Genomic DNA, 14,640 nt, shown 5'->3' on the forward strand with positions numbered 1-14,640 from the left:
GAAGCCTTCACTCGTGAGGACTTCCGGCGTTTTTGCTTTCTCCTGACGGCTTGTGTCGACTCCTGGCAACGTCGGTTTTTGCGTCAACTTTACGCCGCTTTTTACGTCGCCCTTCACGGCCCGCTCGAAGAGGTGTTCCGGCACCCAGGCATAGTGTTTCAGCGCGACGGCCGCCGAGTGAGGCCGTCGGTTCGCGCCACCTCGCACGCGGCCACTCGATCGAGAGGGCCGCGTCGTTCACCGAGTTACACACCGGTTACGGTTCTGGCGATACATTCTCGCCAAGCGGTGAGACGATCGGTCACAACGTGGAGGAGTTATCCCATGCGCAAGGCGGGCGGAATCTGGGCCGGGCTCATGACCTTGACCGGGATCATGGTCGGTGTGCTCGGCGGGCTCGGGCGGGCGGCCGATCCCCCCACGGTCGTTGCCGCTGGCGAGTGGTCGAAGGCCGTCGCCGATGCCCGGTCCCGGGCGGTGCGCGGCCGCCTGGTCGTGGGCGAAAAAGTGCCGTCGGCCGACCGTCGGGAGGTGGCGGTGTACGTTGAACTGCAGGAGGCCAGCGAGGCAATCGGCGAGTCGCTCCAGGTGTACTGCGACGTGGGTCGATCGGACTTTCGGCCGGAATACAAGGGCGGGTTGAGGTGCGAATTGCGGGACAAGGGCGGGCAGCCGGTGAAGTCCGCCCCATTCCCCTTCGGCGGTGCCGTCCCGAAGTCCGAGTGGCTGACCCTCCCGCCCGATGGTACGATCCGCGTGCGATCCAGCCCGTTCGGGATCTCCCGTCCGAAGGCGATGGCCCTCGCACCCGACCTGGGTGGCATGTGGGTCATCGAGGACGGCGACGCGAACAAGTACACCCTGTCGGGCACGTTCACGGTCGATCCAGCCGATGGCATTTCGCCGCCCAAAAGTGGGCACGTCTGGCGCGGGAAAATCGAGCTGCCGCAAGTCGAGATCGTGGGCCGGAAGAAGTGATGCGGGCCGGGGCAGCCACAGACTCATGCTGGCCTGATCGGGACCGTGTGAAATGTTGACGCCGCTCACAGGCTTGGGGTAGACCCCGTGCATCTGCGATGCGGCGTCGGTGGTTCGGCGGGGCGACTCCCCACCCCCATCATAGCCCCGCAAATGTCGTGTTCGTGTCCGTCGGGTGTGTACTTCGTGAAGCTCGGACCGGGACCGCGTCCGCCCGGGAGTCAGTCCCGCACGGCCTGACTGACCTTCGTTACGTCCTCGATGTTCAGGATCCGCGTTCCGTCCGAGATTTGGTAGGCCCGCAGTTCTTGCCCCCGGAGGTGCACCCAACCGACGCGGAGCAAGTACGGCGTGACGCCGTCCCAATCCCGGGGCGGCCGGAGGGCCGGAGCCCAGATCGCGAAGGCGTCGAACTCTTCTGGGGTCATGGCCCACCAACTACGAACTGCCGACCGTGCCACCGGCAATAATATTCTCACGATTGATAGGCAGTGTCAAGCGAACTGCGTCCTGATCGTACCGGGACGTTCCCGGGCCATCGGGCTGCTAACGCCCGCGCCCGTTCGCGCCCTTCCGAGGTCAGGACGGTCACCCCCAAGAACTCGTGCACGAGTTCCTTCAGGGCCGTCACCCCGTCCCGCGTCAGATCGGCCGCGGTCGCGCCGCCCACGCCCGCGGAGACGAGTTCGGCCATTTCCGCCTCGGCGGGCTCCATCTGCCACCGGTTACACCAGATCAGGTGGACCGCCCGGGCCAACACGGTGAACCAATGCCCCGTGTCACGGGGGTGACATTTATAGTGGACCCCATTTGCGAGACCAAAAACCGACGAATTTAAGCTACTCCTTCGCCGGCTCTTTTGACCGTCCGGCCCGGTACACCTCGGCCGGGGTCTTGTACCCCAGTGACTGGTGCAAGCGGGCCTCGTTGTAGAAGGTGAAGTACGCCTTCAACCCCCGCTCCAACTCGGTCACCGTCTCGTATCCCCGCAGGAACACGTCCTCGTACTTCACCGTCCGCCACAGCCGCTCGACGAACACGTTGTCCAGGCACCGCCCCCGGCCGTCCATGCTCACCCGCGCCCCGGCCGCCTCCACCCGCTCGACCCACGCCCCGGCCGTGAACTGCACCCCTTGATCGGTGTTGAACACCTCCGGGGTGCCGGCCGCCAACGCCTCGTCCAGCATGTCCCGGCAGAACGCCCCGTCGAGCGTGTTCGACAACCGCCAGGCCACCACGTACCGGCTGTACCAGTCGATGGTGGCGGCCAAGTACATGAACCCGCCGGGCAGCGGCAGGTATGTAATGTCGGCACTCCACACCTGCCCGACGCGGTCGATCGGCACGCCGCGGAGGAGGTACGGGTACACCGGGTGGCCCCGCCCGGCCGACAGCTTCGGCTTCGGGTGGATGGCTTCCAGGCCCATGACCCGGAGCAACCGCTGGACCCGCTTGCGGTTCGCCGGGTGGCCGTTGCGGGCCAGCCACCGGGCGATCCGCCGGCTGCCGTAGAACGGGCAGGCCGTGTACTGCTCGTCGATCCGCCGCATGAGGGCCAGGTTGTCGGCCGACTCCTCGGCCGGCCCCCGGTAGTACGTGGCCCGGCCGAGCCCGACCAGTTGGCACTGCCGACGGACGCTCAGGTCGGCGTGCCCGGGGTCGATCAGCGGCCGCAGGTCGTCAACCGAACGTCGCAGCTTTTTTTTTCACCCAGTCGAGCTCGACCTTGAGCCGGCCGATCTGCTCGTACAGCGCGGGTGTCTGGTCGTCGCCGGGGGCGACCGCCTTCGCTCCGGCGGCGAACACGGCCTCGGCCCCGGCCAGGAGTTGCTTCTTCCACCCGTGGATGAGGGTCGGGTGGACGCCGAAGTGGGCGGCCAACTCGTTGACCGTCTTGTCGCCCTTCACCGCGGCCAGAGCGACCTGGGCTTTGAACGCCGCCGTGTGGGTCTTCCGCTTCGCCGTCATCAGGACCACCTCCGAGGGCCGCCAGAGTAGCTTACCTGGCGGTCTCAGTTTCGGGGTCCACTATAATTCGACCGCCGCGGCCAGTTGGTTGGCCGCCTCGTTCGCCAGCCGGTACAAGTGGGGTAGGGATTGATTCATGACGCCCTCGATCCGTCTCGGGTGATCTGATCAACAAGTGGACGTGTGCAAGAGTCATAGCGATCGGGATGCCAAAAGCCAAATCTCTCCGCTCAATTCGGGTCATGAGCTCCGGCTGAACCTGCGCGGGGACGAGATCGCATCGCCCACCTGCAACTGCCAAGGGCGACAGTGGCCGCAGTGTGAGAAAGCGTGAGAGCTGGGCGGGAGGTGATGACGCCGCGTGGCGGGCCTACCGACAGGCGCGGCGGTACATGCGGAAGAAGCTGCGAGTCTGAAGCCCGAACTTCACACGCTGGATTGGTCAAGTGATGTCATATTCCCGGTTGCCATTGATACCCACCACTTAAGAAGAGCCCCTCGCACAATGTGGTGAAAACCGTGTAGATTGATCAAAGCATCGCCTTCCTTCCAAACTCCCCCAAGCGAACTCATCCCCAGACCAACCGCCGGAGTTTCCGCAGGAACGCCGTCACTTGTCCAGCGGTGTTCGTGTGACCCAAGCATTGGAGCGGGAAAGGGTATTCCGCCATGGAGTGCCCGGGACCGATACTCGTAGACCTGATTCAATGCGTCCTTCATCGCAGTCCTGGACCACTTCATTCGGTACCACTCCTGAGAAGGCCGGGTTGAAGGGGGATCGGGAAGGAAGTGCAGTATAAAATCCAGGAACTTCTTCGTCGCTCCGAGTGTGCCTTTGATCTGTTCGGCTACGAAAGGTACAGCATCGGGGCCATAAGCGTCCAGGAATGCAGTCAAGATTGGCTTGGTAGCACGGAGCCGCGTAACGGCGTCGCCTTTCGATGAATCGTGGACATTCGCGGCGATCTCCACCGCTGACACAAGCATTAGCCATGCAAGGTTCGGCTCCGACTCTGCCACCCAAAGCGCGTTCTGGTACTGCCGACAGGCCCGCACTAACCCGACAAATTGTTCCGAAGTAATGTGCGGGGCTGATCGCATCGTAATCAGGAGATCCAACGATCGTGTGCCAACGACGGACGGCAGCATGAGTTTCCCATGGCTGATACGGACGATGGGCTTGGGAACCTCGTCATAGTAGACAGGCTGACCTAAAGGGTCGTGATCCGGACTAAAGCGGCGGGCCTGTCCTCCTGCGGCTATTCGGCAACCCAGACACAGTGAGCACAACGCCGCGATCTCATCGGGGAAATAGCCGCCGTGATAGTAGACTTCATCTCGTGTAGAGAAATCGGGATCGAGCCGCTTGGCGTGCCCCTCGGCCCGTAGGATCAAAGCAGTGTTCACCGATCCGGGCCTGACATCCAATGGCACAGTGTTGAGAAATTTGTAGGGACCAAAGCCCTCCGTAGCTTCGCCAGTGAGGTGAGCATCGGAGTAGAGGCGATACTTAGCGAGTTCAAGCCAAGGACGGTCCCCCCACGCTTTCCAGTTCCGTTGAGTATACAGCCCTCGCTCGTGAGCAGCGCTGTGCGACTGGTCGTTCGGAACGCTATCGGCCATGACCACTGCCTCTAGGATAAAGCATGAAATTCCACAAAGTCTGAAGCATATTAAGTGACAGTTTGCTTTGATTCGAGTTCAGTCCGCTGCACCACCAATCTGATCAATCAAACCGAACACTGCGAGATCGGCCTCGGCCGATGCGATGCCTTCGCACAACCGGGCCGACCTCCGGTTGCCTGGACATCCTGTCACTATTACTGCCCAGCCAGAACGAAGCATAAACTTCGGGAAGCGGCTCGTTCCTGGATCGGCGCGGAATATCCTCGGCGCGAAGGGGCGGAAGCGGGCGAAACGGTGAGCGGGAGATTTGTAGCATACGAACCAAAATCCTGCCGGCGTCATCGCGAATCCCTCCTCGGCCGGCGGCTTCTCCCTTGACCCGCTCTGATCGGCCGACCACAATCGGCGGGCAATCGAGGCCGGGTTGCCCTCTCCCGAAACCAACGACTTCGATTCCCGGGTGCCGTAGAGAGGTGGACGCGATGGCGACAGCCGAACCAAACGATGACAGTGGCGTCTACGGGCTCGCCCCCGAACCGCCGCCGGCCGTATCCACCGCGGCGGCTTGCGACTCCGCACTCACGGCCGACAAGCGGCGGGCCGTTCAGACCTATTTGACCACCCTCGGCCCCGCGTTGCGCGACCGCTACGGCCGCCAGCCGCACTACACGCCGTCCCAAGTCCGGGACACGGCGTTGGATCGTGCCCTGAGCATCGACTACCTCTGCTGGGCCTACGTCCTGCACTGCTCGGCCCCGGCGTTCGTGTCCCTCCACGCGGCCGCCGGCGAGGCGTGCGACTACCTCGCCATGCGGTCCGCGGTCGGGGCGGCGTTCTTCGGCGGGGACGCCAGGTTCGCGACCCCGATGGTATTGGACGCGATCGTATCCGGAGCAGCACAGGCGGCCGCGACCGGGACCGGAGGGGCGATCGGGTGGCTGGGCGGCGTGGCGTGGTCAGAACTTCTGGACTGCACGTGACAACACGGCTCAAACACCGTTCGAGGTGAATGCGATGCGCCGGCGGATATTGATCGGAATGGCGGCCTTGGCAATTGGCACCGCGTTCATCCTTGGCTTCAACTGGTGGACGTCCCCGCGGCGCAAGGCCATCGCGACCGGAACGATCGAGCGGGTGACGATCTGGGCCCAACCCGTTCAACGGCCGGGGGAGACGGGGTCGAATTCCGGCCACCAGGCACCGAAGGGGAGCCGCGTCGAGGTGTACGAACACTTCATCCTTGTAACCCCGGCCGGCGGCCCGACGGAGTTGTCTCCGCACGGGTGGTACACGAACCTGGAGTTTCGGGCGAATTGAGCGGGGAGAACCGTTCGGCCTTGCGCCGGCCGATCCGTTGATTCCATGCGCACTCAGAGGCCGCGCCGGCGAGCGACGGAATCGGAATGGTGATCACCAGAACTGTTTCGGGTTGATGTCGTGGCTCGAACCGCGTTCGGAGTCGGGAGGGGTCAGGCGATGAAGTACGCTGTGTTGATCGTCACGTGCGCGTTCCTCGGCGGGGTGATCGGACTGCTCTCCGCTTGGGGGGCCGCCGCGTACTGCTCCCCGACCCTGAACCCCGACCCGCGCCCCGGGTGGTTCGCGTCGATGCCGTGGTGGGGGGCGGTCACGGGCACAGCGGTTGGGCTACTGGCGGTTGTTGCAGCCAGGGCGGCTAGCCACCCCGTGCCGCTCCAAGAGCCGAACCACGAGTTAAACTTGACCGGCCGCTGACCACCGGCCCATTCAGCAACGCTGCCCGCCGGGTTGGTGCTTGCGGCGGTGGTCGAGGGTCGCCACCTTGAGGGCCGCGCCTTTCACCATAGCGGGTTCGATTCATCCCTCAAGAGGTCCGCCGATGACGAACGAGCATCTGCTTCCCAAGTCGGCCCTGTGGCAAGCCACGTGGTTCTGCGCTGCCCTTTCGGCGATCACGCTGATCGGCATGATCGTGCTCTACGCGACATCCGGAGGTGCCCACCCCGGCATGCTTCCGGTGTTCCTGTGCAACTTGCCGCTGGCATTCATGTTCGCGGCTTACCCGGTCAAGCGTGCGCACGAACGGATCCAAGCTCTTGAGAATCGGCTGAGCGAACTCGAAGCGGCACAGGCGACGAGGTAACGCAGAGTAGACGGTGTGAATCGTTTGGGCTGGTCACCCACGGCAAGTTAATGGCCGACCACCGGATATTGGGCCGCCACAGTTGTTGCCCGGCCAGCCAGGAACGAGCGTGAAGGGGCATCGAATACCCGCCCTTCGAAACTCATGCGCGATGGGGCTGGCTCTCCTCGCCGTGGGTTCGTGGCTACTCGCCCGACGTTATTGCTCCCGGGTGCTCTCACTTGAACGAGGGCGGTTGCCAGTCTGATTCACCCAGCGGTGTCATCGGCCTTCCCCTCACGCTCGTGAAGACTTCCTGCGTTTTTGCTTTCTCCCATCCGTCCGCGGCGGTGCCGTTGGCCCTGCGCGGGATACTCTGGTCTCTGGGTAAGTGCCCCGGACCGGAGAACACGTCATGCGATCGCTCGTTGCCCTGGCCGTTGCCATCGCGTTCGGGCTGACTCCGGCGGGTGCCGCGGAGGCGAAGCCGAACGTCGTTGTCATCTTCATCGACGACCTGGGGTACGCGGACATCGGGCCGTTCGGGGCGACGAAGCAGAAGACGCCGAACCTCGACCGGATGGCCGCCGAGGGCATGAAGCTCACCAGCTTCTATGCCGCGCCGGTCTGCTCGGTGTCGCGGGCACAACTCATGACCGGGTGCTACGGCGTGCGAGTGTCCGTCCCCGGCGTTTACTCCCCCGGCGGCCCCCAGGGGTTGAACCCGAAGGAAATCACGATCGCCGAACGCCTCAAGGAACTCGGCTACGCGACGCAGTGCGTCGGCAAATGGCACCTCGGCGACCAACCCGCGTTCCTCCCCACGAAGCAGGGCTTCGACCACTACCTCGGCATCCCGTACTCCAACGACATGCAGCGCAAGTCGAAGGTGGTCGGCGAGCGGGTAGTGCCACTGGTCCGCGACGACGCGGTGGCCGAACTGCTGACGGACGAGAAACAAAGCGGGATCGTCGAGCGGTACACCGCGGAGGCCGTCGGGTTCATCCGCGCCAACCGGGATCGGCCGTTCTTCCTGTACCTGCCGCACAGTGCCGTGCACACGCCCATCCACCCCGGCGAGAAGTTCCGGGGCAAGTCTGCGAACGGGCGGTTCGGCGACTGGGTCGAGGAAATGGACTGGAGCGTTGGTCAGGTTCTCGACACGCTCCGCGAACTGAAGCTGGCGGAGAAGACCCTGGTGGTCTTCACCAGCGATAACGGGCCGTGGCTGGTGAAGGGGGCGGACGGCGGCAGTGCGAAGCCGCTCCGCGGCGGTAAGGGGAGCACCTGGGAGGGCGGCGTCCGCGTGCCGACCATCGCGTGGTGGCCGGGCAAGATCGCCCCGAAGACCGTGAGCGATGTCGTCGCCGGGACGATTGACCTGCTGCCCACGTGCGTCACGGTCGCCGGGAGCATGGTGCCGGCCGACCCGATCATCGACGGCCGCGACCTGTCGCCGGTGCTGTTCGGCACGGGCACGCAATCGCCGCGGGAGGCACACTACTACTTCAACGGGTACAACCTCCAGGCGGTGCGGCAGGGACCGTGGAAGCTCGCGATCGCCCCGCAAACGGACGCCGCCGACAAGACCACGGTGGAAGCGTCGAAGACGAACCCCCGGCTGTACAACCTCGACACCGACATCGGCGAAACGACCAACGTCGCCGACAGGCACCCGGAGATTGTGGAGAAGCTCAAATCACTGGCCATGAAGATGAACGACGAGATCGGCGGGAACGCCCCGAAGGCCCGCCGCCCCGCGGGAGTGGTGACGAACCCCACGCCGCTGTACCCGATTGACGAGACACCCGCTCCGAAGGTCGCCGTCAAACCCGCGGCCCTCGACAAGCTGAAGCCGGGCGACACGATCCCGTCCGCGGCGGCTCCGCAGGTCGGCGGGACGGCGTTCACCCTCGCGTGCCAGTTCGAAACCGAACTTCGCGACACGGTGATCGTGGCCCACGGCGGGGCGGCCGCCGGGTACGCCTTGCACCTGAAGGACGGCCGGGTGGCGTTCGCGGTGCGGACGGGGGCGAAGGATGCGGTCACAGACGTTCAGTCGGGGCCGATCAAGGGGCTGGTCAAGGTCACGGCGACGTTCGGCAAAGACGGGACGATGACGCTCTCCGTCGGCGATCAGGCGGCCGTCACCGGCAAGGCTCCGGCGTTGATTCCGCGGCAGCCGCAGGAAGATTTCTGCCTTGGTCACGACAACGGCCAACCCGTCGCGAATTACGCCAAGGGGAAGAAGCCGTTCGAGGGCAAGATCACCGACCTGAAGGTGACCACCCCCTGAACCGCCGGCAAGGGAGCGGGCACCGGGTAAGATGTCCCAAATCACGTTAGGGGAGGGGCGACCATGCTTCGGTTGGGACTGCTCACGGTGGCGGCCGTTCTCGCGGCGGGATCACTCCGCGCGGCCGAGCCGCCCGCGAAACCGAACGTCATTTTCGTGCTGTCCGACGACCTGGCGCAAGGCGATGTCGGGTGCTACGGCCAGAAGCTGATCCGGACGCCGATCCTTGATGCGATGGCGAAGGAGGGAACCCGGTTCACGCAGACGTACTGCGGGACCAGTGTGTGTGCACCGTCGCGTACGTCGTTGATGATCGGCCAGCACACGGGGCACAGCCCGATCCGGGCGAACCGCGAGATTCAACCGGAAGGCCAGAAGCCGCTGCCGGCCGGCACCTACACCGTCGCGAAGTTGCTCAAGGACAACGGCTACGCGACTGCGTGCATGGGCAAGTGGGGCATGGGCCTGTTCGACACTACCGGCAGCCCGTTCAAGGTCGGGTTCGACCACTTCTTCGGGTACAACTGCCAGCGGCACGCCCACAGTTACTTCCCCACGTACCTGTACCGCGACGACAAGCGGTTCGACCTGCCGGGGAACGACGGCCTCGCCGTCGGCCAGACGTACGCCCAGAACTTCATCGCCGACGAGACGCTCGCGTGGGTGACGGCCAACAAGGACCGGCCGTTCTTCCTCTTCTACGCGATCACCCTACCGCACGGCCGGCACGAGATCGACACGCAGGGTGCCTACGAGAACGAGAAGTGGACCGAACAGCAGAAGAACTACGCGGCCCAGGTGACGCGGCTGGACACCGATGTCGGCCGCCTGCTCGCGAAGCTCAAGGAACTCAAACTTGACGAGAAGACGCTGGTGATCGTGGCCGGCGACAACGGGTCGTCGTTCGCCCCGAATTCGGAGATCGGCAAGCTCTTCGACCAGACGATGGGCGGGCAACTCCGCGGGTTCAAGCGGGCGCTCTACGAGGGCGGACTCCGGCAGGCGTGCATCGCCCGGTGGCCCGGCGTCGTGCCGGCCGGCCGGGTGTGCGACGAGCCGTGGGCCTTCTGGGACTTCCTCCCGACGTGCGCGGACCTGATCGGCGTCCCGGTGCCGGCAGAAGCGAAGACCGACGGGCTGTCGGTCGTGCCGCTGTTGAAGGGCGGGGCGGCCCCGAAGCGTGATTCCTTCTACTGGGAACTGCACGAGGCCGGGCCGAGTCTTCAGGCGGTCCGGTTCGGCGACTGGAAGGCGGTCAAGAACGGCCCGTCGGCCCCGGTCGAACTGTACGACTTGAAGGCCGACCCGGGGGAGAAGACGAACCTCTCCGCGAAACACGCGGGCCTCGTCGCGAAAGCGACGAAGCTGATGGCCGACGCCCACCAGGACCACCCGGATTGGCCGCTCCGCGACAAGGTGGTGCCGAAGAAGAACGCATCGAACCCCGGAGAGTCATGAACCGTTTGCTCGTCGCGCTCGCCGCCCTCGGCTTGTTCGCGCTCGCCCCGGCCCGTGCCGCGGAGGCGGTCCGGCCGAACGTGCTGTTCATTTTCATGGACGACCAGCAGGCCGACACCATCGCGGCCCTCGGCAACACGAACATTCGCACGCCGAACCTGGACCGGATGGTGAAGCGCGGCCTATCGTTCGACCGGGCCTACATGCAGGGCGGGCTGAACGGGGCGACGTGCGTGCCGTCGCGGGCGATGCTGCTGACGGGGCAGCCACTCTTTCGGGCCGACGAGAAGCTCCTCCGCGGCGAAACCTGGCCGGCCGCGTTCGGGGAGGCCGGGTACACGACGTTCATGTCCGGGAAGTGGCATAACGGCCCGCCGTCCATCCCCAAGTGTTTTCAGGAGGCCCGCGGCATCTTCTCCGGGGGAATGACGAACCCGCTGAAGGCCAAACTGAGCGACCTCGTCGACGGCAAACTCGCCGTGCCCGAACTCTCGCCAAAACACGCCTGCGCCGTCTTCGCCGACGAAGCGGTCGCCTTTCTGAAGCGGAAGCAGGACCGACCGTTCTTCTGCTACCTGGCGTTCGACGGGCCGCACGACCCGCACGTCGTGCCCGATGACTTCCCGGTGAAGTACGACCCCGACGCGATCCCGCTGCCGTCGAATTTCCTGCCGCAACACCCGTTCAACAACGGCGAGATGTCGGTCCGCGACGAGGCCCTCCTGGCGTGGCCGCGCGACCCCAAGAAGGTCTGCGAGATGATCGCCGATTACTACCGGTACATCTCGTACCTCGATTGGGAAATCGGCCGCGTGCTCGACACCCTCGACGCTTCACCCCACGCGAAGAACACGATCGTCGTCTTCGCCGCCGACTCCGGCGTGGCACGCGGGCAACACGGCTTGATCGGCAAGCAGAACTGTTACGAGCACTCGATGCGCGTCCCGCTCGTCCTCGCCGGCCCCGGCATCCCCAAAGGGAAACGCACGCGGGCGATGTGTTATCTGTTCGACGTGCTGCCGACGCTCGGCAAGTTGTGCGGGGTGGCCGGCCCCAAGACGAGCGAGGGAATCGAATTCACGGGCACCATCACCGACCCCGAGCGTGCGGCGCGTCCGCACCTGGTCTTCGCCTACAAGGCGGTTCAGCGGGCCGTGCGCGACGACCGTTGGAAACTGATCCGTTATCCGCAGGTCAACAAGACGCAACTCTTCGACCTCCAAGCCGACCCGGCCGAGATCACGAACCTCGCCGAGAAGCCGGACCACGCGGCTCGGCTCAAGGACTTGCTCGCGGTGATGACAACCGAACTCCAGCAATTCGGGGATAAGACTCCGCTCACAGTGGAAAAGCCGTTGCCCGCCGAGTGGACGCCGCCCAAGAAGCAGCAGGAGTGAACGCCGCCATGCCCCGAATCCTCTTCGCCCTCGTGTCGGCGATTCTGGTTGGAACTTCGGCCCGCGCCGCCGACCCGCCGCGGCCGAACGTGTTGTTCGTCATCGCCGACGATTTGAACTGCGACCTCGGGTGCTACGGGCACAAGGTCGTGAAGTCGCCGAACATCGACCGGCTCGCGGCCGGCGGCGTGCGGTTCGACCGTGCCTACGTGCAGTACACCGTCTGCAATCCCAGCCGATCGTCCTTCCTCACGGGGCTGCGGCCCACCACCACCCGCGTTCTGGACAATGCGACGCACGTCCGCAAGACTTTGCCAGACGTGGTGACGCTGCCCGAACTGTTCCGCAAGAACGGCTACGAGGCGGTCGGGCTGGGCAAGGTGTTCCACCGCGGCCTGTCGCCGGACGACACGAAGAAGGAGATGGACGACCCGAAGTCATTCGACCGCGTCTTCTACGGGATGACCACCGCGGCGGGGAACAAGGGCACGGGCCGCAACCTGACCGGCGGGGCGTTGGAGTGGTGTCGTTGGCTGGCGGCCGACGGGGCAGACAACGAACAGGCCGACGGGCAACTCGCGGACGAGGCCGTCCGAATCCTGGGCGAGAAGCGAGACAAGCCGCTGTTCCTCACGGTCGGGTTCTACCGGCCGCACGACCCGTTCCAGTCGCCGAAGAAGTATTTCGACCTGTACGACAACGCCACATTCGAACTGCCGAAGTCGCCGGCCGGGTACAAGCCGCCGTCGGCCCTCTCGCTCGGCGGGGGTGCGTTCAAGAACGCCTTCGACAAATTCACCGACACCGAACGCCGCGAGTTCTTGCACGCCTACTACGCCGGCGTGAGTTTCGCGGACGCGCAGGTGGGTCAACTGCTCGACGCCCTGGACAAGAACAAGTTGGCCGAGAACACGATCGTGGTGTTCATCGGGGATCACGGTTACGAGTTGGGCGTGCGGAACTGGTGGAACAAGAACACACTCTTCGAGCGGAGTTGTCGCACGCCGTTGATCGTCCGCGTGCCCGGGGCCAAGGGCAACGGCAAGCCGACCGCGGCGATGGCGGAGTTCATCGACCTCTACCCGACGCTCGCCGACGTGTGCGGCCTCGCCGGGGTTCCCCAACAACTCGAAGGAACGAGCTTCCGCAAGGTGCTCGACGACCCGACGGCGAAGCACAAGGCCGCGGCGCTGACGGTCGTAAAGCGGGCGGCCGTGATGGGGCGATCCGTCCGCACGGACCAATACCGCTACACCGAGTGGGACGGCGGCAAGAAGGGGGCCGAGTTGTACGACCATGCCGCCGACCCCGGCGAGTGGGTGAACCTCGCCGACCGGAAGGAACTCGAAGCGACCCGCGGCGAACTGTCCGCCCTGATCCAGCGCACCGAAGCCGGAACTCGGTGACTCCCCTCTCCAACCGAAGGACGTGATCCGTGAACCGACCGACCTCACGATTGTCGTGGGCACTGCCGCTGTTGTTCGTCGCACTCGCGTCCGACGTGTCCGCACAGAGTCCGCCCTACGACGTGTTCCCGCTGGCCGAGTCGCCGTATTACCGCGTGCGGTACGAGGCTTCGACCAAGGCGGGCGAACTCCCGTTCGCGGTCAACTACACGATCTGGGTTCCGCCGGGCGTGAAAACGCTCCGCGGCGTGGTCGTCCACCAGCACGGGTGCGGCGAAGGGTCGTGCAAGTCGGGCCTCACAGGCGCGTTCGACCTGCACTGGCAGGCCCTCGCGAAGAAGCACGACTGTGCGCTCCTGTCGCCCGCCTACGAGCAACCGGAGAAGGCCGACTGCCAACTGTGGTGCGACCCGCGGAATGGCTCCGACGCGGCGTTCCAGAAGGGCCTCGCCGATCTCGGATCGAAGTGCGGTCACCCGGAGTTGTCGTCGGTCCCGTGGGCCTTGTGGGGGCACAGCGGCGGCGGCCACTGGGCCGGCGGGATGGTGCTGTCGCACCCGGACCGCGTCGCCGCCGCGTGGCTGCGGTCCGGCGTGCCGATGTTGAAGGCGGACCCGGCCCGCGCCGCGATCAAGGCGCACACGCTGCCGGAAGCCGCGTTGAAGGTGCCGGTGATGTGCAACCTCGGCACGAAGGAGGGCGTCACCGTCAAGGGCGACCGCTTCGGGGGCGTGTGGCCCGCGAACGAGGCGTTCTTCAACACCGTTCGCGGCAAGGGCGGGCTGGTCGGCGTGGCGGTCGATCCGCTCACAAGTCATGAGTGCGGCAACCAGCGATACCTGGCCATTCCGTGGCTCGACGCCTGCCTGACCGCCCGGCTGCCGAAAGCGAGTGGCGAACCGCTCGTCGCGATGCCAACAGACTCGACGTGGCTCGCCCCGGTCACGGGAACCGAAGCCGTCCCGGCCGCGAAGTTCACCGGCGCCCCGCTCACGGCCGGATGGCTGCCGAACGAGGCGATCGCGAAGTCTTGGACGCAGTACGTCAAGGACACGGCCGTCACCGACCTGACTCCCCCGCCCGCCCCGGCGAACGTGCGGCTGAAAGGGAACGAACTCACCTGGGAGGCCGACGCCGACGTGGAGAGCGGGTTGGCGGGCTTCGTCATCGAGCGGGACGGCCAGGTGCTTGCCAACGTGCCGGAACAGGGCAAGAACCCGTTCGGCCGCCCGATCTTTCAGAACCTTCAGTACAGCGACACGCCCACCCAGCCGCTCGTCGCGATGCGCTACACCGACGCGAAGGCGGAGGCCGGCAAGTCGCACTCGTACCGGGTCATCGCCGTGAACACGGCCGGGCTGAAGTCGAAGCCGAGTGCGGAATCAACGCCGGCCAAGCCGTAGCCAGTCG

At 65.4% G+C, this 14,640-nt stretch carries 14 protein-coding genes; 10 read left to right on the top strand and 4 right to left on the bottom strand.

The genetic code is table 11. The features are described 5' to 3' along the window. Positions 1-324 precede the first annotated feature (324 nt). Positions 325-978, top strand: a complete 654-nt coding sequence (locus PX52LOC_RS05160; RefSeq protein ID WP_149109085.1) for a hypothetical protein — start codon at positions 325-327, stop codon at positions 976-978. Between the two features lie 221 nt (positions 979-1,199). Here the strand turns inward: PX52LOC_RS05160 and PX52LOC_RS05165 are convergent, their stop codons facing one another. From PX52LOC_RS05165 to PX52LOC_RS05180, 4 genes are all read right to left on the bottom strand, one after another. Next, positions 1,200-1,406, bottom strand: coding sequence for a hypothetical protein (locus tag PX52LOC_RS05165; protein WP_149109086.1), 207 nt, complete (start codon positions 1,404-1,406; stop codon positions 1,200-1,202). Positions 1,407-1,453: 47 nt separating this feature from the next. Continuing rightward, positions 1,454-1,672 (bottom strand): hypothetical protein, encoded by a 219-nt coding sequence (locus PX52LOC_RS05170; RefSeq protein ID WP_149109087.1) that lies wholly within the window; start codon positions 1,670-1,672, stop codon positions 1,454-1,456. A 145-nt stretch (positions 1,673-1,817) separates the two neighbouring features. Beyond that, positions 1,818-2,949 (bottom strand): IS3 family transposase gene (locus tag PX52LOC_RS05175; protein ID WP_390637529.1). Its coding sequence is split into 2 segments (ribosomal slippage): positions 1,818-2,666 and positions 2,668-2,949, totalling 1,131 coding nucleotides; the frame shifts between segments, so codons are not numbered across the junction. Between the two features lie 423 nt (positions 2,950-3,372). Next, entirely contained in the window at positions 3,373-4,569 is a 1,197-nt protein-coding gene (locus PX52LOC_RS05180; protein ID WP_149109088.1) for a hypothetical protein, read from the bottom strand. A gap of 485 nt (positions 4,570-5,054) precedes the next feature. Between PX52LOC_RS05180 and PX52LOC_RS05185 the strand changes: the two genes are divergently transcribed. From PX52LOC_RS05185 to PX52LOC_RS05225, 9 genes are all read left to right on the top strand, one after another. Then, complete coding sequence (locus PX52LOC_RS05185) at positions 5,055-5,552, top strand: DUF6559 family protein (RefSeq protein ID WP_149109089.1); 498 nt, start codon at positions 5,055-5,057, stop codon at positions 5,550-5,552. A gap of 58 nt (positions 5,553-5,610) precedes the next feature. Further along, on the top strand, positions 5,611-5,889 hold the full coding sequence (locus PX52LOC_RS05190; RefSeq protein ID WP_149109090.1) for a hypothetical protein: 279 nt from the start codon (positions 5,611-5,613) through the stop codon (positions 5,887-5,889). A gap of 159 nt (positions 5,890-6,048) precedes the next feature. After that, positions 6,049-6,306, top strand: coding sequence for a hypothetical protein (locus PX52LOC_RS05195; RefSeq protein WP_149109091.1), 258 nt, complete (start codon positions 6,049-6,051; stop codon positions 6,304-6,306). A 124-nt stretch (positions 6,307-6,430) separates the two neighbouring features. Continuing rightward, positions 6,431-6,694: a hypothetical protein gene (locus PX52LOC_RS05200; protein ID WP_149109092.1), complete on the top strand. Its 264-nt coding sequence runs from the start codon at positions 6,431-6,433 to the stop codon at positions 6,692-6,694. A 394-nt stretch (positions 6,695-7,088) separates the two neighbouring features. Further along, entirely contained in the window at positions 7,089-8,969 is a 1,881-nt protein-coding gene (locus PX52LOC_RS05205; protein ID WP_149109093.1) for a sulfatase family protein, read from the top strand. Between the two features lie 63 nt (positions 8,970-9,032). Next, a complete protein-coding gene (locus PX52LOC_RS05210) occupies positions 9,033-10,427 on the top strand; it encodes an arylsulfatase (RefSeq protein ID WP_149109094.1) in 1,395 nt (464 codons plus the stop codon). Then, positions 10,424-11,824 carry a sulfatase-like hydrolase/transferase gene (locus PX52LOC_RS05215; protein WP_149109095.1) on the top strand — a complete coding sequence of 467 codons (1,401 nt, stop codon included), beginning with the start codon at positions 10,424-10,426 and terminating at the stop codon, positions 11,822-11,824. Before PX52LOC_RS05210 ends, PX52LOC_RS05215 begins: the two co-directional genes overlap by 4 nt. Before the next feature lie 8 nt (positions 11,825-11,832). Further along, the gene (locus PX52LOC_RS05220; RefSeq protein ID WP_149109096.1) at positions 11,833-13,230 is read left to right on the top strand and encodes a sulfatase; all 1,398 of its coding nucleotides are present in this window, start codon (positions 11,833-11,835) and stop codon (positions 13,228-13,230) included. Positions 13,231-13,259: 29 nt separating this feature from the next. Further along, complete coding sequence (locus PX52LOC_RS05225) at positions 13,260-14,633, top strand: alpha/beta hydrolase family protein (protein ID WP_218575282.1); 1,374 nt, start codon at positions 13,260-13,262, stop codon at positions 14,631-14,633. Positions 14,634-14,640 lie beyond the last annotated feature (7 nt).

The organism is Limnoglobus roseus, from assembly GCF_008254045.1.
GTDB classification, from domain to species: Bacteria; Planctomycetota; Planctomycetia; order Gemmatales; family Gemmataceae; genus Limnoglobus; species Limnoglobus roseus.

Excerpts from the sequence above, each read along its gene's own strand:
- PX52LOC_RS05160 (WP_149109085.1), top strand. The coding sequence starts at position 325 with ATGCGCAAGGCGGGCGGAATCTGGGCCGGGCTCATGACCTTGACCGGG.
- PX52LOC_RS05170 (WP_149109087.1), bottom strand. The coding sequence starts at position 1,672 with ATGGCCGAACTCGTCTCCGCGGGCGTGGGCGGCGCGACCGCGGCCGAT.
- PX52LOC_RS05195 (WP_149109091.1), top strand. The coding sequence starts at position 6,049 with ATGAAGTACGCTGTGTTGATCGTCACGTGCGCGTTCCTCGGCGGGGTG.
- PX52LOC_RS05180 (WP_149109088.1), bottom strand. The coding sequence starts at position 4,569 with ATGGCCGATAGCGTTCCGAACGACCAGTCGCACAGCGCTGCTCACGAG.
- PX52LOC_RS05200 (WP_149109092.1), top strand. The coding sequence starts at position 6,431 with ATGACGAACGAGCATCTGCTTCCCAAGTCGGCCCTGTGGCAAGCCACG.
- PX52LOC_RS05220 (WP_149109096.1), top strand. The coding sequence starts at position 11,833 with ATGCCCCGAATCCTCTTCGCCCTCGTGTCGGCGATTCTGGTTGGAACT.
- PX52LOC_RS05215 (WP_149109095.1), top strand. The coding sequence starts at position 10,424 with ATGAACCGTTTGCTCGTCGCGCTCGCCGCCCTCGGCTTGTTCGCGCTC.
- PX52LOC_RS05205 (WP_149109093.1), top strand. The coding sequence starts at position 7,089 with ATGCGATCGCTCGTTGCCCTGGCCGTTGCCATCGCGTTCGGGCTGACT.
- PX52LOC_RS05185 (WP_149109089.1), top strand. The coding sequence starts at position 5,055 with ATGGCGACAGCCGAACCAAACGATGACAGTGGCGTCTACGGGCTCGCC.
- PX52LOC_RS05190 (WP_149109090.1), top strand. The coding sequence starts at position 5,611 with ATGGCGGCCTTGGCAATTGGCACCGCGTTCATCCTTGGCTTCAACTGG.
- PX52LOC_RS05165 (WP_149109086.1), bottom strand. The coding sequence starts at position 1,406 with ATGACCCCAGAAGAGTTCGACGCCTTCGCGATCTGGGCTCCGGCCCTC.
- PX52LOC_RS05210 (WP_149109094.1), top strand. The coding sequence starts at position 9,033 with ATGCTTCGGTTGGGACTGCTCACGGTGGCGGCCGTTCTCGCGGCGGGA.